Source organism: Aureimonas sp. Leaf427 (assembly GCF_001425485.1).
Lineage (GTDB): Bacteria > Pseudomonadota > Alphaproteobacteria > Rhizobiales > Rhizobiaceae > Plantimonas.
The window spans coordinates 168595-183700 of the sequence record NZ_LMQW01000053.1 but is presented as its reverse complement, the minus strand read 5'-3'; the positions used below and the strand labels follow the sequence as shown (position 1 = coordinate 183700).

The window sequence follows — 15106 nt, the reverse complement described above, 5'->3', positions numbered from 1 at the left end:
GGGGGTTCGGGCGTCAAGATCATGAGGCAATGGGAAAATCAGCAATTCTATACAAGCCGCTCATCGCCTCATTTTGAAAGTCGGTTCGGCCGCATCATGTTGCCCGGAACCTTGAAGACGACGAGGTGCCTGACCGACGTATCGCCCTTGGGTAAGACTGTATCGTACCATATGCACTCTTCGAGCGCCGACGGCAGTCCGGTTCTCTTCTGAACCAGCTCCAGTACGCCGAGCATGCCAAGCTTCACGTTGGTGTTCTGGTAGCTGGCCGCCTGCCCCACGTACTTCGTGGCATTCTTGCGGGTGACTCTAGCTTTGTGGCGCTTCAGCTCGATGAGGAAACGCCATCCTCCATGACCAACGTAGATGTCGGCGCGACCTTTCGCGATGCCCTCCACCTCGGTCTGGATCCCGGCGCCATGCAGGTTCCCGGCTAGGAAATCGTGCAGGTCTTGCTGGAGGCCGGACTCATGTGCGCTCGGGTCGAAAAGATAGGCGCCACGCTGCCCAAGTTCGCTGCTTGCGGCATCCTGCCGGGCTGCGCAGAAGCAAATGACCTGCAAGACGAGCGCGTCGAAGGTGGTTCGCACCGTCCCGACGTAGTCGACAGACGCGGCGAGGCTGCCGCGCAAGGACGAATACAGGCGTTGCACCACGGGGTTCGCGATCACGACGTCCCAACCGACCCAGGCCCGAACGATCGCCAGCAATTCTTCAGTGAACCGTGGGGGTGCCTCGATGTCCCCGAGAACGTCCCTGAGCTCCCCGGTCAGGACGTCCTCTCCGGATTTTCCCGGCGGCTGCGGTTCCCCCGCCATGGCCTCGATCCGGCCGCGCAGCTTCGCCGCCACCCCGCGGTTGTCACCGACGAACTCGGCATCGTCCAGAAGGTCGTCGAGGTGGGCTAGCAGCGCTTCTCTGCGAACGAATGCCGCTTCGATGCGGGGCCGCAGGAACATCGACAACCCCTCTCCCCCGGGAACGGTGCGCTCGGCGTCGTAGACGCGAAGGAGCCGCCCCAGCACCTCCGACGCCTTATACCAGCTCTTGCGTTCCAAGTCGGAAGCCAAGCGCGGAACTGCCTCGAGTAGCTCGTGCCACTGAACGTCGCGGTCGCGTCGCGCGACGAGCCAATCAGGAAGGCGGCCGGCCGAGAGCAGGAAGGCACGGTCGGCTGCCGCCTCAGAGAGGACGCCGACTGCCCGCTCGAGCGGCTCAACACCGTCGCCCCCGTCGAACGCGCGGGCGACGTCGATGACGCTGGCGTAGAGCAGCGCGTCCGAACGGTCGGCGTCCAACTCGTGCGCCTCGCCGAACAGCACTCTGGCCGCTTCGAGACCGCCGATCACCTCGGCGCGGTCAGTTCCGTCCAGCGCGACGGACATGAGGGCGTTGCCGTATTCGAACGTCGCCTCAACGCGAGCTTCCGCGATCATGCGGAGCGTGTCGAGGACGCGGAGAAGCCGATCGTCCCGCCAAGTGTGGAACGCGACGCCCGCGATCTTGGCGGCATGCTCGGCGAATAGGCCGTTCTCGTTCGGCGTGATCTCGCAAAGGGTGGTGAAGAGCCTGTACGGGGGGAACGCATTGGCCAGCGACAGGCGCAACGCGACCTCGAGGGCGCGAGCAGCCGCGAAGCCCTCGCGGTCGTTGTCCCGTTCTGCCGCACGCGTCTCGAGGATGCCGTCCAGCTTGGTCGCGATGCGGGAGCACAGCGTGGGTGTCGACAGCAGGGTGTCCGAAGCGCCCCTGAAGCCGAGCGGATGAATGGTATTGGCGAACCCGCTCAGCAGAAGCTCGTCGGTGAACGGCTGGTCATCTCTCGCGGCGACCGCCGCCCACTCCGCAAGCACGTCGAGGTAAGGCGACCGGGCAAGGTCTTCGGCATCGCGCCGCACGGCATCGAGACCGCCCACCGCCTCCAAGGTGACGGGCAGGCCCTCGCCCAAAAGGCGCGTGATGGCCTGGACGGTCGACATCGGCAACTCACCTCCGGCCTTCCTACCAGAGGGGCTGACCCTTGGCGGCAACGCGACAATTCTCCGGCGCCAGCACCTCGAGCACCTTTTCGGCCTTGGCGCTCGAAACGAACACCTGAAGCCCGACCTCGCCATCGGCGACAGCGCGCAACTCCTTCAGCAGCGCCTCGAGGTTCGTCTCCTCCGTCTCCTCCGCGCTGGGCGAGTCGACGAGCAGGAGTCCCGGATGACGGCCGACGCCAAGCTGCTGTCCGATCTTCAGGAGGCCGATCGCGGTGGCAAGCCGCAACCTCAACCGCTCTCCCTTGGTCACGACCCCGAACCGCGTGTCCGTACCGCCCTTCCGGAGGGCCATGTGACCTTGCGCGTTGATGCTGACGCTCTCGAGCGCGACCATCCCAAAGCGCCTCGCGAGTTCGAGAACCTCGGCGTTCAGCGCCATGAACATGGTTTGCCCCGCGCTGTCCATGGCCTCCTTGGCGATGTCATGGGCAGCCTTGACGACCTTACGGTCCGGGTTCGGCCCCTCCGCGACGCTCTCCTCCATGGTGCCCAACGCCCCTTCGAGACGAGCCACTTCCAGTTCGGCTTCCCGCCGTTCGCGAAGGGTTGCGGAAGTGGATGCCGTCTCGAGTTCCCGACGGGCGCCCTCCATGGCGGTCTTCGCGGTGGCCAGCGATCGCCGGAGAGCGGGAAGCTCGGCGCTCGCGCGGTCGAAGGCAACACGGGTGGCGACCGCGCGGGCCTCTGCCTCCTCAAGACGCTCGTTCACGTCCTCCATCCGCTCGGGGTCGATTTGCTCCGAGCAGACCGAACAACTGAAGTCGCGGGCCTCGCGCTTGATCCGTTCCTTCGACACTCCGGTGTCGCATCGCGGACAGCAGGTGGGCTGGAGCCCGTTGAAGAAACTCATCGCGACGAAGCCCTCCCGTATGTCGCGAACCTCCCGCGCGTCGGCATCCGCGGTCGCCAGCAAGGCGCGCGCCTCGTCCTCGGCGGCCGCGAGTCTGCCGTCCAGCTCGAGATGAACCTTCGTCGTCCGCACGACCTTGGCGGCCAGATCCTCGACGTTCCCGACGAACGTCGCCGCCGTGTCCATCTCGGCGAGGCGGTCGCGCTCCCGCTTCAGGTCGGCCTCGATGCGCGCCCTCGCCTCGGCGTTCCGTTCGGCTGCCGCCGCGGCCAACGCTTTCCCGACCTTCCGCTCCGTTCCCGTCTGCTTCTCGGCAGCCGATGCCTGCATCACCGTCGACGCCCACGGCAGGCCGACGTAGAGCTGGAGGATGCGGCCTGGCAGGCCGGCCATCTGCGTGTCGCCCAGGAGGTGGTCGTGCTCGCCGCCAAAGTAGAGGCCCGACGACAGGGAGGGCCACCCATGCTCGACGAGCATCGCGGCCTCGTCCTTCCCGTTCTGCGACGGGACCGCGTCGAGGTCCAGCGCCTCCATCATGAAGCGTGACATCGCGAAGCCGAAGCCTTCGTTGCTCGAGAAGCGGTCGAGCACCTCCGGCAAGCCGTCCGGATGGACAAGAACGAGGCTTCCCGACGGGGTTCCGCCCGCAAGTTCGAAGGCCACGACGTAAGTGTCGCCGTCGAGCGTGAACTCGAGGCGGACGTTCTCCAGCCATTCGCGAATGTCGTCCTGCAACCGCTTCGGAGCGCCGCGCAGGCACCAGAGCACGACCTCGAAGACAGTGGACTTGCCGACCAGGTTCGAGCCGTGGCTGGCGACCGCCCACACGCCGTCGTCGAGGCCGTCCCAAGCGAACTCGAACCGATCCGCCTTTTCGCCCTTCTTCTGGCCGGCGAACCTGATCGACGCGATGCGCAGCTTCCTCACCTGGGCGATGCCTGGCTTGGGCCGAATGCCGCGCCGTCTCAGGATCTCCTCCACCTCCACGATGTCGACCTTGGACTTGGCCGCAACCTCCTCGTACCAGCCGCCGCTCATCCCGCGTCTCCCTCGTCGATCTTCCTCAGCCTCTCGCGCACGTGGTCCTCGATAGGAGGGATCGTGCCCCTGAGCGGGGTAGCGGCGTACTCCTTCTGAAGGTACTGCCGATCCTTGAGGGCCGAAGCTCCCGCGCCGCCCGCGACGCGGGCCGCTACCGCCGCCCGATCACGGTACCAAGCGAGTTCCGGCGCGAGGTCGGCGAGCCTTTGCATGGCATCGCGTCCGCGGGACGTGAGGAGGTAGGCTGTCTCCCTCAGGTGATTCGGGTCGCCTACCTTTTGCTGCCGAACGAGTTCCCGCGACCTCAGGATCGAGATGGCGTTGTGGACAGGCTCGTAGGCGCCGAAGTGGAACCGGATCATCGGCACTCGCCTCAGATCGGGCTCGCGGTCGTCGAGGATTCGCCGCGCAAGGTCGAGGTCCGCCCGGTCGCTCGTCAACGCGAACTCGTTGATGAGCTCGTTGGCGAGGTAGTCGGGATAGCGGACCCAGAAGTCCAAAGCCTGCAAACGGGTCTGCGCATGGAGGATTCCGACGACGTCGGGGCCGAACTCTGCTCCTTTGACCGGAGCAGCGGCTGCGCAGATGCATGCCAGCAGGCGGACGGCCGACTGATGGTCGGAGTGGGACTCAGCATTCGGCATGGCAGACCCGAAACGTGACCCGGGTGCATGCGCCACCGTGGCCTTCTGCGTCGAGTATGTCTGCCTGTGGTTGAGTGCGCAACGAGGGGCCGCGCGCACCTCTCTGACGATCGTAAGCCACGACCAAGTCCCAAAACCTGTCGCTTTGTCCCAAAGGGTCTGTCGTCTGCCAGTTTTGGAGCGGGCGATGGGGATCGAACCCACGACATCCAGCTTGGGAAGCTATACCTAGAGCTGTTCGTCGCCGTTTCCTCCGGTTTTCACCCATTGATTTCATTGGATTCTCTTGACGGCAGCCTTCACGGTTGTTCACTACGGTTCAGGGCCGGCCGGCCCGATCCGTCCAATATCCGTCCAAGGCCGTCCAACGATGCCCGAGCTGCCGAACACCAAGGGAGGCATAGAAGGCCTTCCCAGGCCCGAGAAGAACGCGGTCGATTATCGCGACACGAAACAGCGGGGCCTCTATCTCCGCGTTTCGCCGGCCGGCACCATGTCATGGTGCGTGCGCGACGATCGCGGCGGCCGGTCGAAGAAGATCGGCATCGGCCGCTTCCCCGATCTGCCCATCAGCCTCGCCCGCGACAAGGCGTCCAAGCTCCTCGCCTCCCTCGCGGACGGCATCGACGCTGGGGCCGAGCGGAAGGCCCAGGCGGCAGCGGCGGCGCAGAGGCGCATCGACACCGTCGAGGCTGTCGGCCGCATCTACATCGAGAAGACGGCGACCGGCCGGCACCGCTTCAACGGCAAGCCGATGCGCGCCGGCCCGCAAGCTCTGGAGCGCAGCTATTTCGAGAAGGTGGTGGTTCCGCGCCTGGGCAGCCGCCCCCTCGTCGAGTTGACCCGCGCCGAGATCCAGATCGCCGTCGACAAGATGGAGGCGGAGATGTCGCCAAGCGCGGCGCGCCACGCGCGCAACGTCCTGCAGAAGATCTTCGCCTATGCCATGTGGCAAGACATCATCACGACCGACCCCACCCGCTTCGTCTCCGCGCCGAGCTGGAAGGAGCGAGAGCGCATCCTGAATGACAATGAGCTGCGGGCCGTATGGCAGGGGCTCGATGCCGTGGCAGACATCGAAGGGGTCAGCGTCTCACCGCCGATGGCGCTCGCGATCAAGCTGGCCGCCGTGACGCTTCAGCGTCGCGGGGAGATCGTCGGAATGATGGTAGACGAGGTCGACGCGCGCGCGAGGACGTGGACCATGCAGGGCGAGCGGACCAAGAACGGCCGGCTTCATGTCGTGCCGCTTTCCGACCTCGCCTTCTCCCTGATCGAGGAGGCTCTCGCTCTTCGCGCCGGATCGGCGCGCGACAGCGCATTCGTCTTCCCGTCACCGCGAAGCCCCGACAAAGCCGTCGGGTCGATGGCCTTGTCTCATGCCTGGTGGCGCCTTCTACCGAAACTGAAGGTCCCGTCTCCGACGAGGCTCGATCCGAAGAGGACGAAACCCGTGACCGGCATCACGCTGCATGACCTCCGCCGAACCGGCGCGACCGCCATCACCAGCGAGCGCATCGGCATGCCTCGGTTCACCGTCAGCCAGGTTCTCAACCACACGAGCGATAGCGGCGGAACGGCGGCGGTGACGGCTGTCTATGACCGCAACGCCTACATGCGGGAGAAGCGCGCAGCGCTGGACGCCTGGGCCGCACTTCTGCAAGAGATCCTAGCCTTCGCGGACCGAAGGGACAATGTCGTGAACCTTGCCTTACAAGCCAAGGGTGGTGCGAAGCCCTCATATTGATCGCCTAAACCAAGCGTCGGCCTTCGAGCCACAATGTGACAACAAAACGGCAAGGTATCTTGACCGTCAACCAACGGAGCTCCATGCATCGTGCTCTGGTTGTGTAAGGGTACGACGTGGCTTTAAAACCATTCCTGAAGTGGGCAGGCGGCAAGCGGTGGCTTGTAGAGCGGAAGCTTCTGAACCTGGATATGCGAGGCACGCGCTACATCGAACCCTTTCTAGGGGGCGGAGCAGTATTTTTCCATACAAGTCCCGAACAAGCCATTCTTAGCGACGTAAATACGAGGCTCATTGAAACTTATGAGGCGATTAGATCCGATCCTCATCTTGTTTACAAACTTCTTTCCGATCATGCTCAACGACATAATAGCGACTATTACTATACAACCAGGACAACAGAATACGGAACTTTGCTAGAGCGCGCTGCTCAATTTCTCTATCTGAATAGATCATGCTGGAATGGCCTGTACAGAGAAAACACGCGAGGACAGTTCAACGTACCCATCGGCTCTAAAACGCAGCTTCTCTTCCCAAACGACGACTTTACCAGCGCCTCAGAATTACTAAAAAGAGCAAAACTAGTAAGCTGCGACTTCGAAGAGACAGTTGATCTCGCATCGGAAAATGACACTCTTTTTGTGGACCCACCCTACACCACGGCCCATAACACAAATGGCTTTGTTAAGTACAACCAAAAGATGTTCAGCTGGGATGATCAAGTCAGATTAAAGGATGCCTTAGTAAGAGCCGCCCGTCGAGGCGCGCGCATATTTCTCACCAATGCTGATCACGACTCAATACGCGAGCTGTACAGATCTGAAGCGGAGCCTGTTCCGTTGAATAGATATTCTGTAATTGCGGGCGACAGCTCAATGCGCAAAAAGACGACGGAGGCGATGTACATGATTGGAAGGCATGTTAATGCGTAAGGTTGGCGAGTTTCTCGAAAGATATCCGTTAGCTGAATCAATTCTTGAACTTGTTTTCAGCCTATTTTTCAATTTTGCTCCAATATTTGTAGCTGCGTTCTTGGCTATTTCCAGGCGGCCCGAATTTGATGCCGCCGGATTTGAAGCATCCTTCATATCATTTTTTGCAAAAGGCGAACTATCTCTCGTAGCGCTTGGCGTCTGCGGTTCGATACTATTCATTATCGTCTTTAAACCAAACAGCGCAAGCACCTCTACAAATGCGATCTTCGCTCTGTTAGTTACGCTAGGAGCCTTTGTCATCGGCGCGATAGTTGGCGACAATCCAGGGTTCGAGGCTGCTCGACCAACTTGGCTGTTGCAAGTTATTTTAATCCTTTATGTCCTCCTAAATCTTGCTTGGTTATTTATGTCAATTAAATCAAAGAGAGTTGATTTCTTAGCATCTGCAGAAAGCACTGTAAATCGCGCGGATAACATCATATCACAGTCACGCAGCCGAGGAGGACGCTGATGGAAAACGTAGTTCTCAAGGTTTTGCGGGTAGACCAGCCTATCGGCCAATTCTACATTGGTGCAATTCGTGCCGAGGTACTGGAGTCGATTGCAACAGTTGACGTTCGAGACTTTGTTAACGGGCATCCAGAGGATATTGCCGGCATACAGCGGCAGCTTTCAACTGCTCGTGTGACAAAAATTGGTGAATATGTAAATTTCGACTACGCAACGTTTCCTACTTCGATCGTTATTGCAGTTGATGAGCGCGCTGCGTCGATTGAACCTATGGCAGGATGCGAGGGGTTATACCAACTCACCATTCATGGATATTCTGGAGGCGAAAACGAAGAAGCTATAACGATTGATCGCTCCGCCTTCATTATTGATGGTCAGCATAGGCTTGCTGGCCTTGGTTATCATAAGAAAGATAGGCCTTTCGAGGTCAACGTTTCAATTTTTGTCGGCGTAGATATGGCTGACAAGGCTGAAATTTTTTCGACTGTTAATCTAGCTCAAACGAAGGTTAATAGAAGCCTTGTCTACGATCTGTTTTCCTATGCCAAATCACCGAGCCCATTTAAGATGGCGCATGAAGTAGTAATTGCACTTGTTCGAGATCAAGACGGTCCATTTTATCAGAGGATAAAGCGATTGGGGATTGCCACGCCTGGAATAGATGAAAAAGAGACACTCTCCCAGGCAACTGTCGTTCGAGGACTACTCCGTCATTTTCCTTCGAACCCCGACCAGGAGCGGAACAAGGGCTTCTTGGGTTTAGCAAGCAGACCTGCCCCCAAGGACTCCTTTCGCCAGCATATTTTTACGCCTTTTTATCGCAACGAAGACCCTGTTGCGGTATTTTCTATTGTTAGCAACTTCTTCGCAGCGGTACGCGAGAGGTGGCCTACAGCTTGGAACTCGTCAGATCAGGGATTTATTCTAAATCGAACAAATGGCTACAACGCATTGATTCGATTTCTTCAGGATGCGTATCTTTCTAAAACAGACACCCCTCGGATCGTTGGTCAGGACGAGTTTTCGTCCGTTTTTAATACTATAGACTTGCCTGCATCAACGTTTACTACAAAAAATTTCGCACCCGGAAGCTCTGGGTCGAGCGCTCTTTACAAAACTCTGCTGCAGGCGGCCAATCTGTAATATTATGGGTTGATTGAGCTATTGACCCGAGGTCGGGGTGACGAACCAGCACATTCTTAACGCATCAAGACCGCTGACCTTTTAGTGATCAGCGGTCTGGGCCGTTCGAATAGCCGGCGCCGGTAAAAAGTGAACCTGACAGCCCCCGCATCCTCACCGCTCCTGCCGACGCATCTCCGCCATGAGATCATCCAGCTTCCGGCCTTGAGCCTCAATCGCTTCCGCCGTGCCCGCCTCCTCGAGCTTCGCGATGGTAGCCGCGCTCGCTGCGATGGAGGCGACGGACGCCGCGATCCGCTCCAGCGTCTCGTTCAGCTTGGCGCCGTCGAGCGTGCCGTTCAGCCCTGCTCCGATCGCGCGCATCGCCACGGCAGCGTTCAACGGAGCGGCTTCCTGGCCTTCTCGGAAAGCCTTGAGAAAAGCCCAGGCGCATCGGCCGACCACGGCTGCCGCGACGGTCCAGAGCGCTGCCGTTTCAGGATCGCGCAGCGTGGCAAGCCATTCCAGCATCGCGGGCGGACCTCCTCAGACATTGATAGTGCGCGACCGCGTTGAGGACCGCCAACGAGAAGACAAGGCCCGGCCGAAACGGCTCGGCGAAGAACAGCGTCACCGCGAAGACGGCGAACATGAGGGAGGCCCATCCACTGACGACGGCGCGGATGTAGGGCGTCCACCAGGCGGCGCCGTTGATCCGAAGCGCGACGAGGTGGATCGCGCCGCGCATCGCGATTAGGAGCCCCCAAAACCCTTCCGAGGGCATGAGCCGTAGCAGCGGATCGTAGATCGCCGGCTCCAGCGTGTTCCATGTCGGCATGACGACGATCGTGCCGAAGAGAAGATCGAGGCCGGCGAGATAGGCTTCGAGCGAGCGGGTAGCATAGCGCTCGCTGCCGGGCGGAAAGAGGGCGATGTGCCCTCCCCCTCGCATCAGAACGAGCCAAGCGCGCCGCAGGCCGGGAACGGGCCGGCAGCCCATCAGCTCGCCCCGATCGGCTTCAAGGCTGCCAGGCGCCCGTAGAGCGCGAAGGCCGCGCCCAGAAGCGCGACGATCGGCGCCGCATAGAGGTCGGCCTGCGTCGAGCCGCCCTGCGCCAGGCCGATCAGCGCGGCGAGGCTGGAAACGATGGTCGTCGCCGAACCGAGAATGACGCGCGACTGATACCAGGGCTCGGAGTTCGTTGCGTTGAGGACGAGCGGGACCACGTCCTCGATGACAGCCTGGGCGATCGGCGCGGCGGCCTCGGCTTCGGCCGGCACGCTGGATCTGGCAACGGTGTCGTGAACCGCGTCGAGAATGACGCGCTGGATGGCGGCGGAGGTTCTGGACATGGCGACGGGCTCCTGAAAGGCAGCGAAGCGCTGCGGCTGGGTCGAAGGGACGGCGGGAGAAGTGCGGCGGGCCGTCAGAGCGGCCGAGACCTCGCGGCGCAACCGGTCGCCGCAGGCCTTGGCGCCGATCGTCGTCGGGTCGAACGCGAGGCGGGAAATGTCCCACTTGCCACGCTGTCTGATACCGAGCGTCCCCTGCACTTCGGCATGGGAAAGCACCGTTCGCGGCGTGACGACGATCGCATAGGCCTGGCAGAGATCGGCGACAGCCTCGACGAGGGCGCCCCACTGGACAGCCTTCATGGGCGCATGGCCGGCCAAGAAAGGCTCCTCGACAGCGCCGGCCATGCACGCGACGGAAATGCCGATCGAACCGGAATTGCAGTTCAGCGTATGGGCGGCATAGGCGCCGCGGATCGGATCGGCATTGGCCGAAATCGGCTGATCGCCGCGCACCGCCTGCCCGTCGCCGCCGATGATCACATGGTAGTGCTCTCGGTCGAGCGCGGAGACGGCATAGCCCCCGGCCGTCCAGTGGACGATGATGCGGGACATGCGGGCGCGCGGCATCCACGATGCGGGGATCTTGGGCATGGTATGGCTCCGGTCTTCGGGCATGAAAAAGCCCGGCGCGGTGGCCGGGCTGGGAAACGACGGGAAAGGCGGGGGTCAGTAGCCCCAGGCGGGGCGCGGGTCGGGGATCTCGCGGAGGATCGGGCTCGACAGCTTGAACTTGATCGGACCGGAGAGCTTGTCGCCGTAGAGATCGAGGCCCACCAGAAAGCGTTCGGACAGACCGCCGTCCGGCGCCATGATGGGGTTCGAAACGAGCCACCAGACACGGTTGCCATCCGCGATCGACACGCCGAAGTCGGGCGAGAAGCCGGACTGAAACACCGTGTTCGCCAGAACCACGTTGGCATTGCTGCGAAGGCTGACATTGGCCCGGATCGTCGAGACGGAGGCCGGACCGACCGTCTCCATCTTGAGCGCGAGACGATACCATTTGCCGAGGGCGGGGTTCGGCAGCGAAACGACCGTGAAGGCAATCCCGGCTTGCCAGAAGGCGGGAGCGGCGAGATCGGCGGGGGTGAGGTCGAGGACCTGCGCCTCCATATCACCGGAGACGACCTCCTTGGATGCGACGCAGGCCGAGAGGTTGCGCACGCTGTTGACGAGGAGATTGGAAGCAACGTTGCCGGTCGCGCCGCCGCTCTTGCCGCCGGCCGTGCCCTGCAGCTTCGCGAGCGCGGGGACCATGAGGTTGTTCGCCGTCGCGTCGGTGTCGAAGTAGCTGCCGGGAGCCACCGCGGTCTGAAGGATCGGCAGAAGGTGCTTCTTGGCGACCATCCAGCCGCCGCGCTGCCCGATATGAACCTTGTCGCCCATGAACATGAGGGGATCGAGGACGTCGGCCGGGGCGAGATCGGCCCAGGGGTCGAGAATGCCGAGAAGGCCAGGCCGGCCGGCCTGCGCGCGTATCCAGACATTGACGTCCCTGAGCACCTGATAGCGCGCATCGCCCGCCGGCCAGTCGGCGCGAGGGAAGATCACCGTCAGGATCGCGTAGACGCCGGCCTCGCGGCACCGGCGAAGCATCTGTTCGAAATGGCCGGTGATGTAGGCCGCCGTCCCGGCCTTGTCGTTGTCGTTCGAGTTGATCGTGTTCGATCCGCCCTCCAGAAGCACGATCTGCGGGTTGCGCGCGAGGATCGCGGGCAGGCGCGGGGCGATGCCGCCACCGACATAGGCGATGTTCGTATGGGTCCACTCCATGTGGTCGCCGAAAATGCCCTGATTGGCGCCGGCCATGTTCTGCCCGTTCGGCGCGGAAGCGTCGAACCAGGTGTCGAAGACTACGCGCTGGTCGATCGATCGAAGGTGGTCGAGGAAACCATAGGCAAAGGAGCCGACGATCTTCTCGCTGGTCGAGACGGGCGTGCCGGCATTGTTCGAGTAGGCGACGAGGCTGTCGCCCAGCGCCACCATCTTCGCGCCGGCCGCCATCGGCAGCGCCGGGAGGGCCGCGAGGAAGGGCGTCAGCTGAAACGTCTTGCTGCGGGGGCTGTTGGGCGCGAGCGGGTGGCTCACCTCCACCGCGATGCCGATCGGCACATCGGGCGTGACCGGAAGCGTGCCGCGGCGAAGCCGCGTGCCGTCCGGCGAAATCTTGAACCGGCCGTCGTCGGGGAACTTGATCACGATCTTAGCGCCCAAGACGTTCGAGCCCGCGACCGCAACCTCGCCGTTGGCCGGGATGGCCGTCGAGAAGGTCGAGGCGGACAGGGTCGGCGCGTCCAGAACGATCGGCGCCGGATTGCCGGCATCGACGACGCGCGTCACCGACAGGACGGACCGGATGCCGGCACCGCGTGCCCAGACCTTGCCGTCGAGCGCGTCGAAGCTTATCGACCGTTCGGGCATGCCGAGCAGGCTCTCGGCTTCGGGCGCCACGGTGCCGATCGAGAAGAGGGCGTCGACCCCTTCCTTGACGACGGCGCGGAAGCTCCCGGCTCCCGCGTTGGAGATCAGACGCCAAGTCTGATCGAGGACGATATCGACGGTTTCGAGTGCCATAGGATCTCCGGGCATGAAAAAGGCCGCTTGCGGCGGCCATGGGAACGGTCTGGATTGGTGGAAGGGTCGGTTAGGGCGTCGGCCAGCCGGCCGATGCGTCGATCGCTAGAATGCCTTCGATGTCGTCGGCCGCGATGAGAGCGAGAACACTGTCCTTCAGGGTTCGACCATGCTGGACGACGACCGAGTAGAAGGCGCCGACGCCATAAGCGAGCCCGATACCGTCGTCTGGCGTCGGCAGGGGCAGGCGCTCGTTCTCCATCGTGATCCAGCCATGCGCATAGCCTTCGGGCCACGCCAGCGCGCCGGCCTTCACCACGAGGGCCGTCACGGCAACGGCGCCGAGATCCGCACGGGTGCCGTCGCTCATGTCGATGTGGAGCGAGGTGCCGGGAACGGGATAGCCGGCCGAGAGGATGCCGTTGCGCTCTTGGTCGATCGCAGCCAACTTTCGGGCGCCGACCTCCTGCACCGGCAGCGTGGCGACCTGATAGGCGACGATCGCGGTCGTGGCGCTCACGAGCCATTGCGTCAGTGGTCGCGTCTCGACGCGCTCGCGATCGGCATCGAAGGCCGGCGGACGATAAATGACGAGCCGAAACCCGTGTTCGGCCAGTTCGGCGTCGGTGAGGAGACGACTGCCACCCTCCTCGTCCATCAGCCAGCCGGGATGAGGCCGAACGCGCGGTCCTTCTTCTGGAAAGTCCGTGAAGTACATCATGCCTGCTGGTTTCCTCTGATGTCGCCGTAGCCGTTCGGCCAGGATGCCCGGCCGTAATTGTAGCCCCAGAAGCCAGCAGAGCCGCCGGCGCCTCCCGCCTGCGGTGCTCGGATTACGTTGTAGAACCCGTTCCCAGGGTCCGCGCCCGTCTGAGCAACGCCGGCCCCTCCAGCCTGTCCCGGTTGGCCGTACCCGCCTCCGTTGCCGCCGGTTCCTCCAACGGCGCGAGCAACGAACTGCTCGCCATCCTGGTTTGGACTGTACCGAGCGACCGTCGCTCCGATGCCTCCGGTTTGGCTCGATCCGCTTGCAACATTTCGCTGCTCGCGCTCGACCTGGGTCGCACTCGTAGTGCTCGAATAATTGTAGACCGCGGAGCCCGGCTGGGAGACGCTTCCGCGTGCGCCAAGTGCACCACCGCCACCACCGCCACCCGCAAAGCAATCGCCCATTGCGGAGCTGCTTTGGTAGCCGTCCTGTCGAGCCCGCGCGCCACCACCGCCACCACCGCCGCCGCCGCCGCCCCAGATATGACCGTTGTTGTGGATCGTCTGGCTGTAGTTGCCGGCATCGCTGATCAGCAGGCCATGTCCGCCGGTCCCGCCGGCGCCGCCGGGGCTATCCCAACTGCCGCCGTTGCCGCCCGCACCCGCGACACCGGCAATATAGCCGTTGTTTATGACGGTGATCTCGGACCCGGCTGGGAAGTCACGGAGATTGAGAGCCCAGCTTCCGTCAGGCGGGCTGTAAACCCAGACGCCGGATGCGACCGTGTAAAGCACCTTGACGGGCTCGACGCCGCCCCAGCCTGCGGCGACGACTTTGCTGCGAAGCACGACGTTGGCTTCGTTGGCCGTCTGCATGATCTCGATGACGTTCTGGTAGACGCGCTTCCAGACGCTCGCATCGTTAACCCACAGTTCCTTGATCGGCTTCCAGACGCCGCCCTCGTTGACAAAGCCGGCCGTCATCGTTTTCCAAGTCGCCGCGTCTCTTAGGAGAACCGCCATCGGTCAGACCTTGAAATACTTGTCGCCTGGCTGCCCGCCGGCCGGCGAGCCCGTGCCGATCGTCTCGCCACCGACGCGCAGGCCGGCGATCGTCGCGGAAGAAAGCGACGCGCCCCCCGACGTCGCCAGGGTGCCGGTGACGGAAACGCCCGTTGCGGTCTTCGTCAGTGCCCCGAGCTCGATGTCGCTGCGCACCTCCGCCGGTGTCCGGCTCTCCCAGCCAGAGGCGTCCGCTTTGCCCCGCAGATAGCCCCCGGCCGTCACGCCGCCGAGGAGCGTCGCCTTGATCCAGTCGGCGAGCTTCTGGAGGGTATTGCGTGGCTCGTCGATCCCGCCGCGCACCGTCGAGACGGCGGTCTCGGCGGCCGTTTTGACGGTCGTCAGGGCGGCTGCCATGCCGTCGAACTCGTCGTCCACCTTGTCGGCGCTGATCGTATTGTCCGGCGCGCCGAGATCCCGATCGCGAACGAAGTTCTGACTGCGGACGAAATTGTTGCCTTGGAACGGCATGATGCCTCCATGAAAAAGGCCCGCCGAAGCGGGCCTGTGTTGGG

Annotated in this window: 14 protein-coding genes; 4 read left to right on the top strand and 10 right to left on the bottom strand. The window is 62.7% G+C overall.

Annotation, left to right across the window (positions count from 1 at the left end):
* Window positions 1–68 precede the first annotated feature (68 nt).
* Genes ASG62_RS24960 through ASG62_RS24950 form a run of 3 tightly spaced genes read right to left on the bottom strand, consistent with a single transcriptional unit; the run spans window position 69 to window position 4577 of the window.
* Window positions 69–1979, bottom strand: coding sequence for a hypothetical protein (locus ASG62_RS24960; protein WP_056699359.1), 1911 nt, complete (start codon window positions 1977–1979; stop codon window positions 69–71).
* Between the two features lie 22 nt (window positions 1980–2001).
* On the bottom strand, window positions 2002–3879 hold the full coding sequence (locus tag ASG62_RS24955) for a hypothetical protein (protein ID WP_156382368.1): 1878 nt from the start codon (window positions 3877–3879) through the stop codon (window positions 2002–2004).
* 47 nt (window positions 3880–3926) lie between these two features.
* A complete protein-coding gene (locus ASG62_RS24950; RefSeq protein ID WP_056699365.1) occupies window positions 3927–4577 on the bottom strand; it encodes a hypothetical protein in 651 nt (216 codons plus the stop codon).
* A gap of 370 nt (window positions 4578–4947) precedes the next feature.
* Here ASG62_RS24950 and ASG62_RS24945 point away from each other — a divergent pair, with 370 nt between their 5' ends.
* The 4 genes from ASG62_RS24945 (at window position 4948) to ASG62_RS26075 (ending at window position 8912) form a co-directional block, all read left to right on the top strand.
* Window positions 4948–6324: a tyrosine-type recombinase/integrase gene (locus ASG62_RS24945; protein ID WP_056695753.1), complete on the top strand. Its 1377-nt coding sequence runs from the start codon at window positions 4948–4950 to the stop codon at window positions 6322–6324.
* A gap of 116 nt (window positions 6325–6440) precedes the next feature.
* Complete coding sequence (locus tag ASG62_RS26080; RefSeq protein WP_082537288.1) at window positions 6441–7256, top strand: DNA adenine methylase; 816 nt, start codon at window positions 6441–6443, stop codon at window positions 7254–7256.
* On the top strand, window positions 7249–7770 hold the full coding sequence (locus ASG62_RS26910) for a hypothetical protein (RefSeq protein WP_156382367.1): 522 nt from the start codon (window positions 7249–7251) through the stop codon (window positions 7768–7770). Before ASG62_RS26080 ends, ASG62_RS26910 begins: the two co-directional genes overlap by 8 nt.
* On the top strand, window positions 7770–8912 hold the full coding sequence (locus tag ASG62_RS26075) for a DGQHR domain-containing protein (RefSeq protein ID WP_082537287.1): 1143 nt from the start codon (window positions 7770–7772) through the stop codon (window positions 8910–8912). The genes ASG62_RS26910 and ASG62_RS26075 overlap by 1 nt, the downstream gene beginning before the upstream one ends.
* 153 nt (window positions 8913–9065) lie before the next feature.
* Here ASG62_RS26075 and ASG62_RS26905 read toward each other — a convergent pair whose 3' ends face one another.
* The 7 genes from ASG62_RS26905 to ASG62_RS24910 form a co-directional block, all read right to left on the bottom strand.
* A complete protein-coding gene (locus ASG62_RS26905) occupies window positions 9066–9293 on the bottom strand; it encodes a hypothetical protein (protein ID WP_156382366.1) in 228 nt (75 codons plus the stop codon).
* 94 nt (window positions 9294–9387) lie between these two features.
* Window positions 9388–9891, bottom strand: coding sequence for a hypothetical protein (locus tag ASG62_RS24935; protein ID WP_056695749.1), 504 nt, complete (start codon window positions 9889–9891; stop codon window positions 9388–9390).
* Window positions 9891–10838, bottom strand: a complete 948-nt coding sequence (locus ASG62_RS26070) for an N-acetylmuramoyl-L-alanine amidase (protein ID WP_156382365.1) — start codon at window positions 10836–10838, stop codon at window positions 9891–9893. The genes ASG62_RS24935 and ASG62_RS26070 overlap by 1 nt, the downstream gene beginning before the upstream one ends.
* 75 nt (window positions 10839–10913) lie before the next feature.
* Complete coding sequence (locus tag ASG62_RS24925) at window positions 10914–12821, bottom strand: SGNH/GDSL hydrolase family protein (protein ID WP_056695748.1); 1908 nt, start codon at window positions 12819–12821, stop codon at window positions 10914–10916.
* Window positions 12822–12891: 70 nt separating this feature from the next.
* Window positions 12892–13542, bottom strand: a complete 651-nt coding sequence (locus tag ASG62_RS24920; RefSeq protein ID WP_156382364.1) for a hypothetical protein — start codon at window positions 13540–13542, stop codon at window positions 12892–12894.
* Window positions 13539–14552, bottom strand: a complete 1014-nt coding sequence (locus tag ASG62_RS24915) for a hypothetical protein (protein ID WP_056695743.1) — start codon at window positions 14550–14552, stop codon at window positions 13539–13541. The genes ASG62_RS24920 and ASG62_RS24915 overlap by 4 nt, the downstream gene beginning before the upstream one ends.
* Window positions 14553–14555: 3 nt before the next feature.
* Window positions 14556–15062, bottom strand: coding sequence for a hypothetical protein (locus tag ASG62_RS24910; RefSeq protein ID WP_056695740.1), 507 nt, complete (start codon window positions 15060–15062; stop codon window positions 14556–14558).
* Window positions 15063–15106: the final 44 nt, after the last annotated feature.